Genomic DNA, 14,811 nt, shown 5'->3' with positions numbered 1-14,811 from the left:
TCGCCTCGCGACTCGGAACTTGCCTTTCATGCCCGGGATCGTTATATTATACAACTATGAAGTTAGAAAATATAACTGACGTAAGGCACGGCCCGTCGCGGCGGCTCTACAACGACGCCTGCGGCACGGCCCACGCACTTGACCTCATCGGCGAGCGCTGGGCGCTGCTCGTCATCCGCGAGCTGATGCTGGGGCCCAAGCGCTTCGGCGATCTTCGCGCCGACCTGCCCGGGATCAGCGCGAATGTGCTCACCCAGCGGCTCGCCGGACTGGAGGCGCAGGGGATCGTGGCGCGCCGCCGGCTCCCCCCGCCGGCGTCGACGCAGGTCTATGAGCTCACCGAATGGGGCTATGAGGCCGAGCCGATCATCCAGACGCTCGGCCGCTGGGCGACGCGATCGCCCTCGCACGATCCGACGCTTCCGCTGTCGGCGACCTCGCTGATGCTCTCGTTCCGGACGATGAACGATCCCGCGCGTCTTGCCGGGATCGAGGCCGAGATCGGCTTTCGCATCGGCGCCGAGCGTTTCCGGATGCGGATCGCCGGCGGGGGCCTCAGCGTGGCGCGCGGCGAACCGGACGGTGCCGATCTGGTCCTCTCCGGCCCCGCCACGGCGATCGCGGGCCTCATCTATGGCGGCGTCCCCGCCGAGGCGCTCGAAGCCGATGGCGCGCTCGTGGTGGAGGGCGATCGGGCCCTGCTCGCCCGCCTCGTCACCCTCTTCCCGCTGCCCGAGAAGTTCGCGCCCCCGGCCTAGGCGGCCGCCGGCGCCGCGTCATCGGACTTGCTCGGCGCAAGGATCCGGCCGGCGAAGGAGCGGGCGGCGAGCAGGCCGACCCCGCCGGCCCCGACCAGCGCCGCGTGCATCAGCCAGAACCGGCCCGGCTCCATGCTGGACAGATAGCCGCCGAGCTTGCCGACCAGCATGTTGCAGGCGAACAGGTGGACATAATAGACGCCGATCATCAACCCGGCCACGGCGCGCGGGCTGGCGCGCGAATAGAGCGCGATGCCGACCGGAAAGACGTTGGCGAAGCCGATATCGTTGAGAATGTGGAAGGCCAGCGCCCAGCCAAGGCCGATCTTCGCGCCGGTCGCCGCCTGCTGCCACGCGGCGAGCGCAAGCGCGAGCGGGGCGAGCGCGGAAATGAGCGTGCCGATCGTGACCTTGGTGATCTCGTCCGGCTCCTGCCAGCGCGTGCCATACCAGCGCCAGAAGACGAGCGAGAGGAAGATCATGCCCGTCGAGATGAAGGCATCGAGCGAGATCAGGAAGCTGACCGGGAAATGGTGGCCGAAGAAGGAGAGATCGAAATTGGCGTCGCCCCAGACCAGATAGGCGTTGAAAATCTCCTGGTTGCCGACCGCGGCCAGCATCAGAAGCGGCAGCAGAAGGACAAGGACGAGGATCCTGAGGCCGTCGCCCTTGACGAGCGGCGGGTGGGCGGGCCGCGCCTCCCCCTTGCGCGCGCGGCCCGCCTGTGCCGGAAGCCAGCGCAGCCCGGACAGATAGACGCCGAGCCCGATGAGCATGCCGACGCCGGCCGCCCCGAAGCCCCAGTGCCAGGCGACCTCCTGCCCGAGATAGCCGCAGACCAGCGGCGCGATGATGACGGCGATGTTCACCGACAGCAGGAAGATCTGGAAGGCATCGGCGCGGCGCAGGTCGTCCGGCCCGTAAAGCTCGCCGACCTGGGTTGCGATATTGCCCTTGAAGCAGCCGACGCCGACGAGCAGGCAGAGCAGCGCGAGCAGGAAGCTCACCTCGAACGCCATCAGGAAATGGCCGAGCGCCATCAGCAGGGCGCCGATGGTGATGGTGCGCGTGCGGCCGATCAGCCGATCGGCGATCAGCCCGCCGGCGAGCGGCGTCAGATAGACCAGGCCGGCATAGAGCCCGAACGTCGCCGAGGCGAGCGGCTGCGGATCGAGATGGCCGCGATAGAGCCATTCGATGAAGGACCGAAAGGCCGGAAATCCGGCGATATTCTCGACATGGCCGGGGGTGAACAATTGCTGCGTCATGTAGAGGACGAGCAGCGTCTGCATGCCGTAATAGGAGAAGCGCTCCCACCCCTCGGCGAATGCGAGATAGCCGAGCCCCTTGGGATGGCCAAGGAAGGCGCGGTCCGCGGGATCGGGGTTTTGCGAGGGATAAGTGGGGTTTTCGGCGGTTGCGTGCGTGGTCATGCGTGGTTCCGGGCGGCGAAAGCGCGAAAGCTAGCGGCAAATGGCGGGGGCGCCAGCCTTTTCGCGCGCGTCGCTCAGCCCAGCAGCCAGTGGCCGAGCAGCCGGCTCGGCACCAGGGTGAAGAAGCCGGCGACCATCAGGCCGCCGATCAGCAGCCCGCGCACCGTGCGGCGATGACGCGCGACCTTGTGCCGCCGCGCGGTCACCAGGATGAGGGGCACGCTGACCAGCGTCATGACCGAAAAGAGGTGGATGAGGCTGAAATGGCCGGGGCGGATGGTCCGCACGCCAAGGCTGATGAGGGCGGTGGCGAACATCGCGGCCGCCCAGACCCAGCCGAGCCGCCGGTGGAGCCGATCGCCCCGCCGCCGCAGCATCATCGCCGGCGTGATCGCCAGCGCGACCGCGATCGTGCCGAGATGGAGCCAGACGAGCGCCGGCACATCGCGCCACTGCGAATGGCCGCGCGCCACCGCCGCGAGAAGCAGCGCGAGCATCAGCGCGGCGCCGGCGGCGATCACGCGCTCGATCAGGTCCGGCGCAAGCGATTGCACGGGACCGCGTTCGGACGTTCCGGCAAGCGTCGCCATGGCCGTTCTCCCCTCGGCGCGATCCAAGCACGGCCGGCTCGACCAATGCAAGGCACCGCCGCACGCCTTGATCGCTCGTCGCGCGCGGCTAGGGTGGGGAGAAAAGGGGAAGACCGATATGCGAATGACCTTTCTCGCAGCGGCGCTGCTCGCCTCGGCCGCGCCCGCTTATGCGACGCCGGCCGACGATTTCCACCGCATCATGGACGCGCACTACCAGTGGCTGCTGCGCGAAAATCCGACGCAGGCGACCGCGCTCGGCGTGCGCGACTATGATGACCGGATCGACGACCTGTCGCCCGAGGCGCGCGCGGCCCATGTCCGCCAGGCGCGCACGTTCCGCGACCAGATCCAGGCGATCCCGGCCGATGCGCTGAGCCCGACGGACCGGGTCAACCGAGCGATCCTGCTGCGGATGCTCGGCGAGACGATCGAGGAGAGCGGCTTCGGCCAGCGCGACATGCTCTTCACCACTTATTACGGCTGGCACCAGGGCTTTGCCGGCCTCGCCACCGGCCTGCCCTTCCGCGACCGCCACGATTATGAGAGCTACCTCACCCGCATCGCCCAATATCCCCGCCTCAACGATCAGGCGCTGGCGATCACGGCCAATGCGGTGCGGGGCGGCTTCGTGCTGCCCTGTTCGGTGCTCGGCGGCTATGAGCGCACGATTTCCGGCGTGATCGAGAGCGACCCGACGAAGTCGCATTTCTACGAGCCGTTCACCCGGCCGAAGCCGTCGACGATCGGCGATGCCGACTGGGCGGCGCTGCAGGCGCGGGCGCGGCAGATCATCACGGAGGTGATCAACCCCGCCTATCGGAAGCATCTCGATTTCTACACGCGCGATTATCTGCCGCATTGCGCGCGGGTGGACAGCGTGTCGGCCCAGCCCAATGGCGCGGCCTGGTACGCGCTGCAGGTGCGCGAGCACACCACGACCGACCTGACCCCGCAGCAGATCCACCAGATCGGGCTCGACGAGGTCGCGCGCATCCGGAGCGAGATGGACCGGGTCGCGCGCGAGGCCGGCTATCCGAGCCGCGAGGCCTTCATCGAGCATCTCAGGACCGACCCGAGCTACTATCCGACCAGCGCCGAGCAGTTGATGGCCGCATCGGCCCTGTTCAACAAGCAGGTCGACGCCTGGCTGCCGCGCCTGTTCGGCCGGCTGCCGCGCCTCACCTTCACGATCCGCGAGATTCCGGCCGAGACGGCGGAGGGGACGACCACGGCCTATTACGGCTCGGGTTCCCCGGAGGCCGGGATTTCCGGGACCTATTATGTGAACACCTCGCATCTCGACCAGCGGCCGCTCTGGGAGATTCCGGCGCTGTCGCTCCATGAATCGGTGCCCGGCCACCATCTCCAGATCGCGCTCCAGCAGGAAATGGACATCGCCCCGTTCCGCCGGAACTTCACCGGGTTCACCGCCTTCACCGAAGGCTGGGCGCTCTATGCCGAGAGCCTCGGCGAGGAGATGGGGGTCTACAACACGCCCGAACGACGGATGGGCGAGCTTTCCTACCAGATGTGGCGCGCGTGCCGGCTCGTCGTCGACACCGGCATCCATGCCTATGGCTGGGACAAGGCGCGCGCGATCCAGTACATGCGCGACAACACCGCGCTCACCGACCGCAACATCGAATCCGAGGTGAACCGCTATATCAGCTGGCCGGGCCAGGCCCTTGGCTACATGATCGGCCGCCTCAAGATCATCGAGCTTCGCCACCGCGCCGAACAGGCGCTTGGGCCGCGGTTCGACGAGCGGCGCTTCCACGACGCGGTGCTGGCGAACGGATCGGTGCCGCTCGACGTGCTCGAAGCGCAGATCAACGAATGGATCGCCGCCGAGCAGGCGCGGCCGGCGGACGCCGCGCCGTCTCAGCCACCCCGGACCTGATCCGGCATGACGCCTGGGTTCAGATCGTCATCGTACCTTCGATCACGGTCACGCACCGGCCGCCGAGGATGACGCGGTCGCCTTCGAGGCGGCCGGTGAGGTGGCCGCCGCGGCGGCTGGCCTGGAAGTAGGTGAAGCTGGTGCGGCCGGTGCGCGCGGCCCAATAAGGCGTGAGGACGGCATGGGCCGAGCCCGTCACCGGATCCTCGTCGATGCCGGCGCCGCAGGCGAAGACGCGGCTGACGACATCGGCCTCGCTCCCGGGCGCCGTCACGATGGTGAGGACGTCGCCTTCGGCCGCAAGCGCCTTGAAATCGGGGGCGAGCGCGTGGATTTCCGCCTCGCTCGCCACCGCGACGACGCCGTAGCGGTGCGGATGCCAGAGCGTTTCGACCGGCGTGACGCCAAGCGCGGCGACGATGGCGGGAAGCGGCCTCGGCTCCGGCTTCCAGGCCGGGAGCGACATGGCATAGCCGTCGCCATCCCTCGCGACCTCCAGCATCCCGGCCTTGCGGGTGCGGAAGCGGATGCGATCGCTGTCGCCGATCAGGACATGGCCGCTGGCGAGCGTCGCATGGCCGCACAGCACGACCTCGGTCGCCGGGGTGAACCAGCGCAGCTCATAATCCGCCTCGCCGTCCGCCGCCGGGATGGTGAAGGCGGTCTCCGAAAGGTTGTTCTCCATCGCGATCGCCTGGAGCGTCGCATCGTCGAGCCAGGAATCGAGCGGCATCACCGCGGCCGGATTGCCGGTGAAGGGCCTGTCGGCGAAGGCATCGACCTGAACGAGGCGAAGCGTGGTCATTCGGGGATCGGCTCCCTGGTTTCGTCGGTTTCGAGAAGCGGATTGCCGGGATTGTCGACCTGCCCTTCCGGATCGACATGGATGATGACCTCGACGCCCGGAAATTCGCGGGCGAGATCGGCCTCGATCGCATCGACGATGTCGTGCGCCTCGCGAACCGTCATCGTCGGATCGATCCAGATGTGAAACTGCGCGAAATCATGCGCGCCGCTCGATCGCGTGCGGAGATCGTGGATGCCCTTCGCCTCCGGCCGGGCCGAGGCGACGGCGAGGAAGCGCATCCTCTTGTCGTCCGGCCATTCCTTGTCCATCAGCTGATCGACCGCGTGGAGCGAGGCGCGCCACGCCCCCCAGAGCAGCCAGAGCGCGATGCCGACTCCGAAGACCGGATCGGCGCCGGTGAGGCCGACATATTGATCGAGCACAAGCGCGGCGATCACCGACAGGTTGAGCAGCACGTCGCTCTGGTAATGGACGTTGTCGGTGCGGATCGCGACCGATCCGGTGCGACGGATCACCATGCGCTGATAGGCGATGAGGAAGCCGGTCGCGACGAGCGCGATGACCGACACGATGATCCCGTCTTCGGCATTGGCGGTTTCCGCGCCGGCGATCAGCCGCTGGATCGCGCGCCAGGCGATGCCCAGCGCCGAGACCGAGATGATGCCGACCTGGACGAGCGCCGCGAGCGCCTCCGCCTTGCCGTGGCCGAAGCGATGCTCGCGGTCCGCCGGCTGCGCCGCGACGCGGACTCCGAATAATGTGACGAGCGAGGCGATGACGTCGAGCGCGGTATCGGCGAGCGAGCCGAGCATCGCCACCGATCCGGTCGCCAGCGCCGCCCAGACCTTGAGGCCGAGCAGCAGCAGCGCGACCGCGACGCTGGCGAGCGCCGCGCGGGTCGTGAGACGGGCGCGATCGGCCGCGCTCATGGATAGAGCAGGCTTTCGCGCCAGCCCTCGCCGCCGCCTTCGCCATCGCGGACGAACAGGCGGCGCTCGTGCAGGCGGTGCGGTCGATCGGTCCAGAACTCGAACCGTTCGGGCCGGACGCGATAGCCCTTCCAGTGCGGCGGGCGCGGCACGTCGCGGCCCTCATGGTCGAGCACGGTCATCTCGTAGCGCGCCTCGAACAAGGTCCGGCTGGCGAGCGGGCGCGACTGATCGGACGCCCAGGCGCCGAGCTGCGATTCGCGCGAGCGCGAGGCGAAATAAGCGTCGGCCTCCTCGTCGGACACCGGCGCGACCGGGCCTTCGATCCGGACCTGGCGGCGCAGCGATTTCCAGTGGAAGAGCAAGGCCGCGCGCGGATTGGCGGCGAGCTCGTCGCCCTTGCGGCTGAGGCTGTTGGTGTAGAAGACGAAGCCGCGCTTGTCGTGCCCCTTCATCAGCACCATCCGCACCGACGGCGCGCCATCCGCCGTCGCGGTCGCGAGCGACATGGCGTCGGGATCGTTGGGCTCGGCCGCGCGCGCCTCGGCGAACCAGCTGTCGAACAGGGCGTCGGGATCGGTCGCGGTCACGATGCGAAGCTCCGGAAGGCGCCGTCGAGATAGACGAGCGGATCGATGTCGCCGCGCACCCGCACCTCCTCGACGACGCCGATGAAGATCGAATGGGTGCCGAAGCTGTGGCTGTCGATCCGGCGGCACAGGATCGTCGCCTGCGCGTCGTGAAGGCGCGGCGGGCCGTCGCCATCCTCCTCCCAGCCGCCGGAGGCGAAGCGAAGCGCATGGCGGGCGCGATCGGCGAAGAGGCGGGCGACCTCCTCCTGCGATCCGTGGAGGACGTTGACGCAGAAATGGCTCATGTCGCCCATCGGCGCGTGGAGCGAGGCGGCCTGGTTGATGCACACGAGCAGGCTCGGCGGGTCCATCGACACCGACGAGACGGCGGTGGCGGTGATGCCCATCGGCTTGCCGTCGACGCAGATCGAGATGACGTTCACCGTCGCGGCGACGCGGCGCATCGCCTGGCGGAAGGCATCGCCCAGGGCCGGATCGGCGCCGCTCATCCGCGCCTCGCATGGCCGGCGAGGATCTCCGCCACCCAGCGCGCGGCGGTGAGCGCCGAAAGATCGGTCGCATCGAGGCCCGGATCGAATTCGGTGAGATCGACGATGCGGACGCGCGGCTCTTCGGCAAGGCGGCGGGCGGCGCGGAAGAAATCGTGGACCGGAAGGCCGCCGGGCCGGGCGCCGGGCGCGCCGGGAAGCTGGGCGCGGTCGATCACGTCGATGTCGAAATCGACATAGAGCGCCTCGACATGGCTCAATCGCTCGAGCGCGTCGTCGATCGCCGCCTCGATCCCCTCGGCAAGGACGAAATCGATGTCGAAGACGCCGATGCCGGCGGCGAGCGCGTCCTCGTGCATCCCGCGCGTGTTGGCGAAGGGAGCAAGGCCGATCTGGCAGATGTTCGCGCCGGGCAGGCCGTCTTCCAGGAGGCAGCGCACCGGATTGCCGTTCATCGGGCCACGATCGGTGTCGCGCATGTCGAAATGGGCGTCGAGCGTGATCAGCCCGACCTCGGCGAGCGGCCGGCCGAGGCCGTGGACGCCGGGCCGGGTGACCGCATTGTTGCCGCCGACGAGCAAGGTGAGATCGTGGCGCGCGGCGCAGGCGGCGACGGCGTCGCGGATCGGGGCGAAGCCCTCGCTCGGCATCTTCGTCTGGACCGCGATGTCGCCGGCGTCGTGGACAGGCGTGGCCAGCTCCAGCGCCTCGACCAGATCATAGGTCGAGATTCGCTTCATCGCCGCGCGCAGCCGCTCCGGGGCAAGGTCGCAGCGGCCCGGCGTCACCGATCCGGCCTCCAGCGGTGCGCCGATCAGGGCGATCGGCGCGCTTTCGTCACGGACCATGAGATCGGCGATGGACGTCCAGCTCATGCTTTGCCCCTATACGCGGGCCAGAGTAGAAAGCGAGACATGTGGGACCGTCTTCTTGTCGATTGCCATATCGCGACGATGGATCCCGCCGTCGACGCGCCCTTCGGCGCGATCGAGAACGGCGCGATCGGGATTCAGGACGGACGGATCGTCCGCATCGGCAAGCGCACCGAGCTTGCCGGCTATCAGGCGAAGAAGGTCGAGCCGCTCGGCGGCGCCTGGGTGACGCCGGGGCTGATCGATTGCCACACCCACCTCGTCTTCGGCGGCAACCGCGCCGGCGAGTTCGAACAGCGGCTCGAGGGCGCGAGCTATGAGGAGATCGCGGCGGCCGGCGGCGGGATCGTCTCGACCGTCGCGGCGACCCGCGCCGCATCGCGCGACGAGCTGGTCGAAGCGGCGCGCCCGCGGCTGCGCGCGCTGATGCGCGGCGGCTGCACGACCGTCGAGATCAAGTCGGGCTATGGGCTCGACGCCGCGACCGAGATCAAGATGCTGGAGGCGGCGAAGCGGCTCGGCGAGACCGAGACGGTGCGGATCGACCGCACATTGCTCGCCCTCCACGCGCTGCCGACGGACTATCGCGAGGAGCGCGCGGCCTTCGTCCGGATGGCGATCGAGGAAATCCTCCCGGCCGTGGCGGAACGGCGGCTGGTGACAGCCGTCGATGCCTTTTGCGAGGGGATCGGCTTCACCCGCAACGAGGTGCGCGCGCTGTTCGAGGCGGCGCGGCGCCACGGCTTCTGGCTGAAGCTCCATGCCGAGCAGCTCAGCAATCTGCGCGGCGCCGAGCTGGCGGCCGATTTCCGCGCGCTTTCCGCCGATCACCTGGAACATGCCGACGAGGAGGGCGTGGCGGCGATGGCGCGGGCCCATATGGCGGCGGTGCTGCTGCCCGGCGCCTTCTATGCGCTCAAGGAGACGAAGAAGCCGCCGGTCGATCTGCTTCGCCGCTATGGCGTGCCGATGGCGATCGCGACCGATTGCAACCCCGGCACCTCGCCAGTCCTTTCGCCGACCCTGATGATGAGCATGGCCTGCACCCTGTTCGGCCTCACCCCGGAAGAGGCGGTGGCCGGCATGACGCGATGCGCGGCGAAGGCGCTGGGGCGCGAGGCGGAGATCGGCACGATCACGGTCGGCAAGGTCGCGGACCTGTGCGTGTGGGCGGTCGATCGGCCGGCGGAGCTCGCCTACTGGATCGGGCTGCCGGGGCCGGTGCGGCGCATCGTCGCCGGGGAGGATGCCTGAGAGGCAGCACGCCCCTCGACTTCGCTCGGGACGAGCGGGTAGGGAGGCGTCATGCACCATCGACGCGACAATAGCCGGCATATCGAGGCGCCGACCGGCACGGCGCTCAGCTGCAAGAGCTGGACCACCGAAGCCGCGATGCGGATGCTGATGAACAATCTCGACCGCCAAGTCGCCGAAGCGCCCGAAGAGCTGGTCGTCTATGGCGGGATCGGCCGCGCCGCGCGCGACTGGGAAAGCTATGACGCGATCGTCGAGACGCTGAGGCGGCTGGAGGAGGACCAGACGCTGCTGATCCAGTCGGGCAAGCCCGTCGGAGTCTTCCCGACCCACAAGGATGCGCCGCGCGTCCTCATCGCCAATTCGAACCTGGTGCCGCACTGGGCGACCTGGGATCATTTCAACCTTTTGGATCGCAAGGGGCTCATGATGTACGGCCAGATGACGGCCGGATCGTGGATCTACATCGGCACCCAGGGCATCGTTCAGGGCACCTACGAAACCTTCGTCGAAATGGGCCGCCAGCACCATGGCGGCGACCTTCGCGGCAAGTGGATCCTGACCGCCGGGCTTGGCGGCATGGGCGGCGCGCAGCCGCTCGCCGCGGTGATGGCCGGCGCGCACTGCATCGCGATCGAATGCCAGGAAAGCCGGATCGCGAAGCGGCTCGAGACCCGCTATCTCGACCGGCGCGCGACCAGCATCGACGAGGCGCTGGAGATCATCCGCGCGGCGGACGAGCCGACCTCCGTCGGCCTGCTCGGCAATGCCGCCGAGCTGCTGCCCGAAATGGTCGCGCGGGGGATCAGGCCCGACGCGCTCACCGATCAGACATCGGCGCACGATCCGGTGAACGGCTATCTGCCGATCGGCTGGAGCGTCGAGCAGTGGATCGAGCTTCGCGAGCGCGACCCCAAGCGGGTGGAGCGCGAGGCCCGCGCGTCCATGGCCCGCCATGTCGAGGCGATGCTCGCCTACAAGGCGATGGGCGTGCCGACCTTCGATTACGGCAACAATATCCGCCAGGTCGCCAGCGACGAGGGCGTGACCCACGCCTTCGATTTTCCCGGTTTCGTCCCGGCCTATGTCCGCCCCCTCTTCTGCCGCGGCATCGGCCCGTTCCGCTGGGCCGCGCTTTCCGGCGATCCCGAGGACATCTACCGCACCGACGCGAAGGTGAAGGAGCTGATCCCCGACGATCCGCACCTGCATCGCTGGCTCGACATGGCGCGGGAGAGGATCGCCTTCCAGGGGCTGCCGGCGCGCATCTGCTGGGTCGGGCTCGGCCAGCGCCACCGGCTCGGCCTCGCCTTCAACGAGATGGTCGCGCGCGGGGAATTGAAGGCGCCGGTGGTGATCGGCCGCGATCATCTCGACAGCGGCTCCGTCGCCAGCCCCAACCGCGAGACCGAGGCGATGCGCGACGGATCGGACGCGGTCTCCGACTGGCCGCTGCTCAATGCCCTGCTCAACACCGCCTCGGGCGCGACCTGGGTTTCGCTCCATCACGGCGGCGGCGTCGGCATGGGCTATTCGCAACATGCCGGCATGGTGATCGTCGCCGACGGGAGCGAGGATGCCGCGCGCCGGCTGAAACGGGTCTTGTGGAACGATCCCGGCACCGGCGTGATGCGCCACGCCGACGCGGGCTACGAGATCGCGGTGGACTGCGCGAAAGAGCAGGGCCTCGACCTGCCGATGGTGGGAAGATGAGGGAGCGGATGGGGAAGAGGACCGGCCGCGGCCCAGGGCGAAGGCCGGAGGGGCTTTCGGCGCCGAAGGCCCCTCCACCATGCTTCGCATGGTCCCCCTCCCCATCGCCTGCGGCGACAGGGAGGATTGCAGCCGCATGACCATCACCCTCGACCCCGGTTCCGTCACCCTCGCCGAGCTTCGCGCGATCTGGGACGGCGCGCCCGTGGAGCTCGCCGCCGGCGCCTGGGCCGCGATCGATGCCTCGGCCGCCGCCGTGGATGCCATCGTCGCCGGCGGGGCGACCGTCTACGGAATCAACACCGGCTTCGGGCTGCTCGCCAGCACGCGCATCCCGCACGACCGGCTGGCGGAGCTGCAGCGCAACCTGATCCTGTCGCACAGCGCCGGGCTCGGCGATCCGATGTCCCGCCGCATCGTCCGGCTGATGATGGTCCTCAAGGCGATCGGGCTCGCGCGCGGTTGTTCGGGCGTGCGCCGCGCGATCGTCGAGCGGCTGCTGACTTTGGTCGAGGCCGATGCGCTGCCGGTCGTCCCGCGCCAGGGATCGGTCGGCGCGTCGGGCGATCTCGCGCCGCTCGCCCATATGAGCGCGGCGCTGATCGGCGAGGGCGAGATGACGGTCGGCGGCGAGCGGATGCGCGCCGCCCAGGCGCTCGAACGGCTCGGCCTCGCGCCGCTCGTGCTCGGGCCCAAGGAAGGGCTCGCGCTGATCAACGGCACCCAGGCCTCGACCGCGATCGCGCTCGACCTCCTGTTCACCGCCGAACGGGTCTTCGCCTCGGCCCTCGTCGCCGGCGCGCTTTCGACCGATGCGCTGAAGGGAACCGACGCGCCGTTCGATCCGCGCATCCATGCGGCGCGCGGCCAGCCCGGCCAGATCGAGGTCGCGGCGATGCTGCGCCGCCTCATGGAGGGAAGCGCAATCCGCCAGTCGCACCGCGAGCATGACGATCGGGTGCAGGACCCCTACAGCTTCCGCTGCCAGCCGCAGGTGATGGGGGCGGCGCTCGATCTCATCCGCGGCGCCGCGCGCACGCTGGAGATCGAGGCCAATGCGGTCAGCGACAATCCGCTGATCTTCGGCGAGGACGCGCTGTCCGGCGGCAATTTCCACGCCCAGCCGGTCGCCTTCGCCGCCGACATCCTCGCGCTCGCCATGTGCGAGACCGGATCGATCTCGGAGCGGCGCCTGGCGGTGCTGATCGACCCGAAGATGAGCGGGCTGCCGGCGTTCCTGATCGAGGATTCAGGGGTCAATTCCGGCTTCATGATCGCGCAGGTCACGGCGGCCGCGCTGGTTTCGGAAAACAAGAGCCTCGCCTTCCCGGCGAGCGTCGACACGATCCCGACCTCGGCTGGCCAGGAGGATCATGTGTCGATGGCGACGCACGGGGCGCTGAAGGCGCGGCGGATCGCGCGCAATGCCGCCGGCGTGATCGGCATCGAGCTGCTGGCGGCGGCGCAGGGGATCGATTTCCATGCGCCGCTCGCGACATCGCCGGCGCTGCGGCCGGCGATCGAGGTGATCCGGAATTCGGTGCCGCACCATGCGGCCGACCGCTATCTCGCGGACGATCTCGCCTGGGCGAAGGCGGCGGTGCTGGACGGCGCCGTTTCCGAAGCCGTCCAGTCCGCCCTGTTCGATCAATAAGGTGGCGTCGCCAACGAGCTGGCGGCGGTGAGCGCCGTCAGGCCGATCATCGAAAGGACGATGCCGGCGAGGACGGCGGTGAGCACGGCCATCAGCACGATGTAGATGACGACGATCACGAGCGTGTAGACGATCGTCTTGTCTTCCGGCGCCTTCATGACCGGGCCGAGGCCGAGGTAGATCTGGAAGATCACCCACAGATAGCCGAGGTAGACGATCGGGCTCAGCGGCGGGAAGATCGAGAGAATGCCCAGGACCCACACCGGCGTCGTGGCGTAGACCGCGACCTTCGTTCCCTGGACATTGTCCTTCGTGCCGCCGAAGGTCGGCGCGAGCGCGCTGATGATCATGCCCATGACGTAGACCACGATCATCGAGATGACATAGCCGATCACCGCGGATGCGATGATGAAGCTCAGCGACAGCCGCATGAAGGCCGGCATGAACACCAGCATTCCGACGATGCCCGCGATGAGCGGGATCAGCGCGAGGATCAGCGCATAACCCGTGAACAAGCCGCCGATCGTGGCAGGCTCCGCGGCGATGCGCGCCCATTCGGACTTGGGTGAAATGAGTAAGTTCTTTACCCGGTCGATCAGCGATGCGGTCGCCGGGTTGGTCGGTCCGTCAGTCATGGAAAAGCCCCTCCCTGTCAGGAACTGTCGCGAATGAAGCACGTTGGGCCGCAAATCACAAGCGCACGCTGACGCACGGCGCCCGACGCGGCTGGCGCCTCCCCGCGCCGCTGGGCGACGAGACGGGTGGACAGGGACGCCCTTTCGATTATGTTCCGCGGAAAAGGATCGGGGATTTTCGGCGGACGCCAGTCCGTCCATTCGTGGGGGGGGCGCGATTGAGCCTGACGGTGCACAGACGGATGTTCGTGGGCGGGCTTTGGCTTGCGCTCGCGACCGTCTTCGCCTTCGCGCTCGATCCCTATAGCGGCTCCGCGGTGCACGAGACGCCGGGATCGGCGTTCAGTTTCTTCACCAGCGACGTCTCGCTCGGGCCGAACCGCGCGCCGGCGCCGGAGAAGTTCGTTCGCGCCAGCATCGCCCCCGATCCGGCGATCGACGCCCATCACCAGGCGGCGCTGCCGGCGCGCGCCGCCACCATGCCGGCCCCGGCGACGCGCGCACGGGAAGCGGCGATCCTGCCCGGCGCCAGCCCGCCGACATGGTTTATCGGCGGCCTCGTAAACGCCCGCGCGCCGCCGCGCGCCTGATCAGGCGCGCCAGCCGCGCCATTCCTTTTGCATGAGGCCGGCTGCCCGCCCCGCGGGGGCCTCCAGTCCAGTATCCAGATGGGGAAAATCAGATGAAAGTCACACGCAAGCTTTCGCGGCGTTCGTTCCTCGGCCAGGTGGCCGGCGGTGCGGTGGCCGGCGGCGCAGCGCTGACCGTTCTCGGCTCCTCGGCCGAGGCGCTCCAGGTCAGCGACAGCGATTATGGCAGGAATGCCGATCCGGCCGGCCGGGGCTATACCGGCGTGACCGACAGCGACGGCGGGCCCAATGCCGATCGCGCCGGCCATGGGCGCGGCCGCGGCCGTTCCGGAATTACCGATAGCGATCGCGGCCCAAATGCGGACCCGGCGGGCAACGGTCGCGGGCGCGGGCGCTCTGGCATCACCGACAACGACACCGGCAGCTATGCCGACCCGGTCGGCAACGGCCGCGGGGGCGGACGCTCGGGCATCACCGACAACGATACCGGCAGCTACGCCGATCCGGTCGGCAATGGCCGCGGCGGGCGTCGCTCCGGCGTCACCGACAGCGATACCGGGCGCTACGCCGATCCGGTCGGCAACGGCCGCG

At 68.9% G+C, this 14,811-nt stretch carries 15 protein-coding genes (1 of these 15 cut by a window edge); 7 read left to right on the top strand and 8 right to left on the bottom strand.

The annotated features are described in order from the left end of the window. Nucleotides 1-56 precede the first annotated feature (56 nt). Nucleotides 57-758: a winged helix-turn-helix transcriptional regulator gene (locus FRZ32_RS08020; RefSeq protein ID WP_147043017.1), complete on the top strand. Its 702-nt coding sequence runs from the start codon at nt 57-59 to the stop codon at nt 756-758. On the opposite strand, the gene FRZ32_RS08015 is transcribed toward FRZ32_RS08020, so the two are convergent. Then, nucleotides 755-2,191: a peptide MFS transporter gene (locus FRZ32_RS08015; protein ID WP_147043016.1), complete on the bottom strand. Its 1,437-nt coding sequence runs from the start codon at nt 2,189-2,191 to the stop codon at nt 755-757. The genes FRZ32_RS08020 and FRZ32_RS08015 overlap by 4 nt on opposite strands. A 74-nt stretch (nt 2,192-2,265) precedes the next feature. After that, nucleotides 2,266-2,781 (bottom strand): DUF2306 domain-containing protein, encoded by a 516-nt coding sequence (locus FRZ32_RS08010; RefSeq protein WP_147043015.1) that lies wholly within the window; start codon nt 2,779-2,781, stop codon nt 2,266-2,268. A gap of 124 nt (nt 2,782-2,905) precedes the next feature. On the opposite strand from FRZ32_RS08010, the gene FRZ32_RS08005 reads away from it, so the two are divergent. Then, entirely contained in the window at nt 2,906-4,684 is a 1,779-nt protein-coding gene (locus FRZ32_RS08005; protein WP_147043014.1) for a DUF885 domain-containing protein, read from the top strand. Between the two features lie 19 nt (nt 4,685-4,703). Here FRZ32_RS08005 and FRZ32_RS08000 read toward each other — a convergent pair whose 3' ends face one another. From FRZ32_RS08000 to FRZ32_RS07985, 5 genes are read right to left on the bottom strand one after another with little or no spacing between them, the layout of a single operon-like run. Further along, complete coding sequence (locus FRZ32_RS08000; protein WP_147043013.1) at nt 4,704-5,489, bottom strand: PhzF family phenazine biosynthesis protein; 786 nt, start codon at nt 5,487-5,489, stop codon at nt 4,704-4,706. Beyond that, the gene (locus tag FRZ32_RS07995) at nt 5,486-6,421 is read right to left on the bottom strand and encodes a cation diffusion facilitator family transporter (RefSeq protein ID WP_147043012.1); all 936 of its coding nucleotides are present in this window, start codon (nt 6,419-6,421) and stop codon (nt 5,486-5,488) included. The genes FRZ32_RS08000 and FRZ32_RS07995 overlap by 4 nt, the downstream gene beginning before the upstream one ends. Next, nucleotides 6,418-7,014, bottom strand: a complete 597-nt coding sequence (pdxH, locus tag FRZ32_RS15560) for a pyridoxamine 5'-phosphate oxidase (protein WP_243445341.1) — start codon at nt 7,012-7,014, stop codon at nt 6,418-6,420. Before pdxH ends, FRZ32_RS07995 begins: the two co-directional genes overlap by 4 nt. After that, nucleotides 7,008-7,502: a flavin reductase family protein gene (locus tag FRZ32_RS15555; protein ID WP_243445229.1), complete on the bottom strand. Its 495-nt coding sequence runs from the start codon at nt 7,500-7,502 to the stop codon at nt 7,008-7,010. Before FRZ32_RS15555 ends, pdxH begins: the two co-directional genes overlap by 7 nt. Next, a complete protein-coding gene (locus FRZ32_RS07985; protein ID WP_147043010.1) occupies nt 7,499-8,377 on the bottom strand; it encodes an arginase family protein in 879 nt (292 codons plus the stop codon). The genes FRZ32_RS15555 and FRZ32_RS07985 overlap by 4 nt, the downstream gene beginning before the upstream one ends. 39 nt (nt 8,378-8,416) lie before the next feature. On the opposite strand from FRZ32_RS07985, the gene hutI reads away from it, so the two are divergent. The 3 genes from hutI (at nt 8,417) to hutH (ending at nt 12,995) form a co-directional block, all read left to right on the top strand. Continuing rightward, nucleotides 8,417-9,628, top strand: a complete 1,212-nt coding sequence (hutI, locus tag FRZ32_RS07980) for an imidazolonepropionase (protein ID WP_147043009.1) — start codon at nt 8,417-8,419, stop codon at nt 9,626-9,628. A 51-nt stretch (nt 9,629-9,679) separates the two neighbouring features. Beyond that, a complete protein-coding gene (gene hutU, locus FRZ32_RS07975; RefSeq protein WP_147043008.1) occupies nt 9,680-11,341 on the top strand; it encodes a urocanate hydratase in 1,662 nt (553 codons plus the stop codon). A gap of 136 nt (nt 11,342-11,477) precedes the next feature. Then, nucleotides 11,478-12,995, top strand: a complete 1,518-nt coding sequence (hutH, locus tag FRZ32_RS07970; RefSeq protein ID WP_147043007.1) for a histidine ammonia-lyase — start codon at nt 11,478-11,480, stop codon at nt 12,993-12,995. Here the strand turns inward: hutH and FRZ32_RS07965 are convergent. Beyond that, nucleotides 12,989-13,630 carry a Yip1 family protein gene (locus tag FRZ32_RS07965; RefSeq protein WP_158635871.1) on the bottom strand — a complete coding sequence of 214 codons (642 nt, stop codon included), beginning with the start codon at nt 13,628-13,630 and terminating at the stop codon, nt 12,989-12,991. The two genes, hutH and FRZ32_RS07965, sit on opposite strands and share 7 nt — an antisense overlap. A gap of 218 nt (nt 13,631-13,848) precedes the next feature. Between FRZ32_RS07965 and FRZ32_RS07960 the strand changes: the two genes are divergently transcribed. Together FRZ32_RS07960 and FRZ32_RS07955 are read left to right on the top strand one after the other, a co-directional pair. Next, the gene (locus tag FRZ32_RS07960) at nt 13,849-14,220 is read left to right on the top strand and encodes a hypothetical protein (protein ID WP_147043005.1); all 372 of its coding nucleotides are present in this window, start codon (nt 13,849-13,851) and stop codon (nt 14,218-14,220) included. A 92-nt stretch (nt 14,221-14,312) separates the two neighbouring features. Then, nucleotides 14,313-14,811, top strand: partial view of a twin-arginine translocation signal domain-containing protein gene (locus FRZ32_RS07955; protein ID WP_147043004.1) — the 5' portion only. It continues 233 nt past the right edge of the window; the window shows 499 of its 732 coding nt (coding positions 1-499); it begins with the start codon at nt 14,313-14,315; its stop codon lies off the right edge, out of view.

This window comes from Sphingosinicella ginsenosidimutans (assembly GCF_007995055.1).
Classification (GTDB): domain Bacteria; phylum Pseudomonadota; class Alphaproteobacteria; order Sphingomonadales; family Sphingomonadaceae; genus Allosphingosinicella; species Allosphingosinicella ginsenosidimutans.
Note: the sequence above shows the minus strand (reverse complement) of the source record. Positions and strands in the feature narration are given on the sequence as shown.

What these genes read in the sequence shown, in the direction of transcription:
- FRZ32_RS08015 (WP_147043016.1), bottom strand. Translation starts at nt 2,191, where the DNA reads ATGACCACGCACGCAACCGCCGAAAACCCCACTTATCCCTCGCAAAAC.
- FRZ32_RS08010 (WP_147043015.1), bottom strand. Translation starts at nt 2,781, where the DNA reads ATGGCGACGCTTGCCGGAACGTCCGAACGCGGTCCCGTGCAATCGCTT.
- hutU (WP_147043008.1), top strand. Translation starts at nt 9,680, where the DNA reads ATGCACCATCGACGCGACAATAGCCGGCATATCGAGGCGCCGACCGGC.
- FRZ32_RS08005 (WP_147043014.1), top strand. Translation starts at nt 2,906, where the DNA reads ATGACCTTTCTCGCAGCGGCGCTGCTCGCCTCGGCCGCGCCCGCTTAT.
- FRZ32_RS08020 (WP_147043017.1), top strand. Translation starts at nt 57, where the DNA reads ATGAAGTTAGAAAATATAACTGACGTAAGGCACGGCCCGTCGCGGCGG.
- hutI (WP_147043009.1), top strand. Translation starts at nt 8,417, where the DNA reads ATGTGGGACCGTCTTCTTGTCGATTGCCATATCGCGACGATGGATCCC.
- FRZ32_RS07965 (WP_158635871.1), bottom strand. Translation starts at nt 13,630, where the DNA reads ATGACTGACGGACCGACCAACCCGGCGACCGCATCGCTGATCGACCGG.
- FRZ32_RS07995 (WP_147043012.1), bottom strand. Translation starts at nt 6,421, where the DNA reads ATGAGCGCGGCCGATCGCGCCCGTCTCACGACCCGCGCGGCGCTCGCC.
- FRZ32_RS15555 (WP_243445229.1), bottom strand. Translation starts at nt 7,502, where the DNA reads ATGAGCGGCGCCGATCCGGCCCTGGGCGATGCCTTCCGCCAGGCGATG.
- FRZ32_RS07985 (WP_147043010.1), bottom strand. Translation starts at nt 8,377, where the DNA reads ATGAGCTGGACGTCCATCGCCGATCTCATGGTCCGTGACGAAAGCGCG.
- FRZ32_RS08000 (WP_147043013.1), bottom strand. Translation starts at nt 5,489, where the DNA reads ATGACCACGCTTCGCCTCGTTCAGGTCGATGCCTTCGCCGACAGGCCC.
- hutH (WP_147043007.1), top strand. Translation starts at nt 11,478, where the DNA reads ATGACCATCACCCTCGACCCCGGTTCCGTCACCCTCGCCGAGCTTCGC.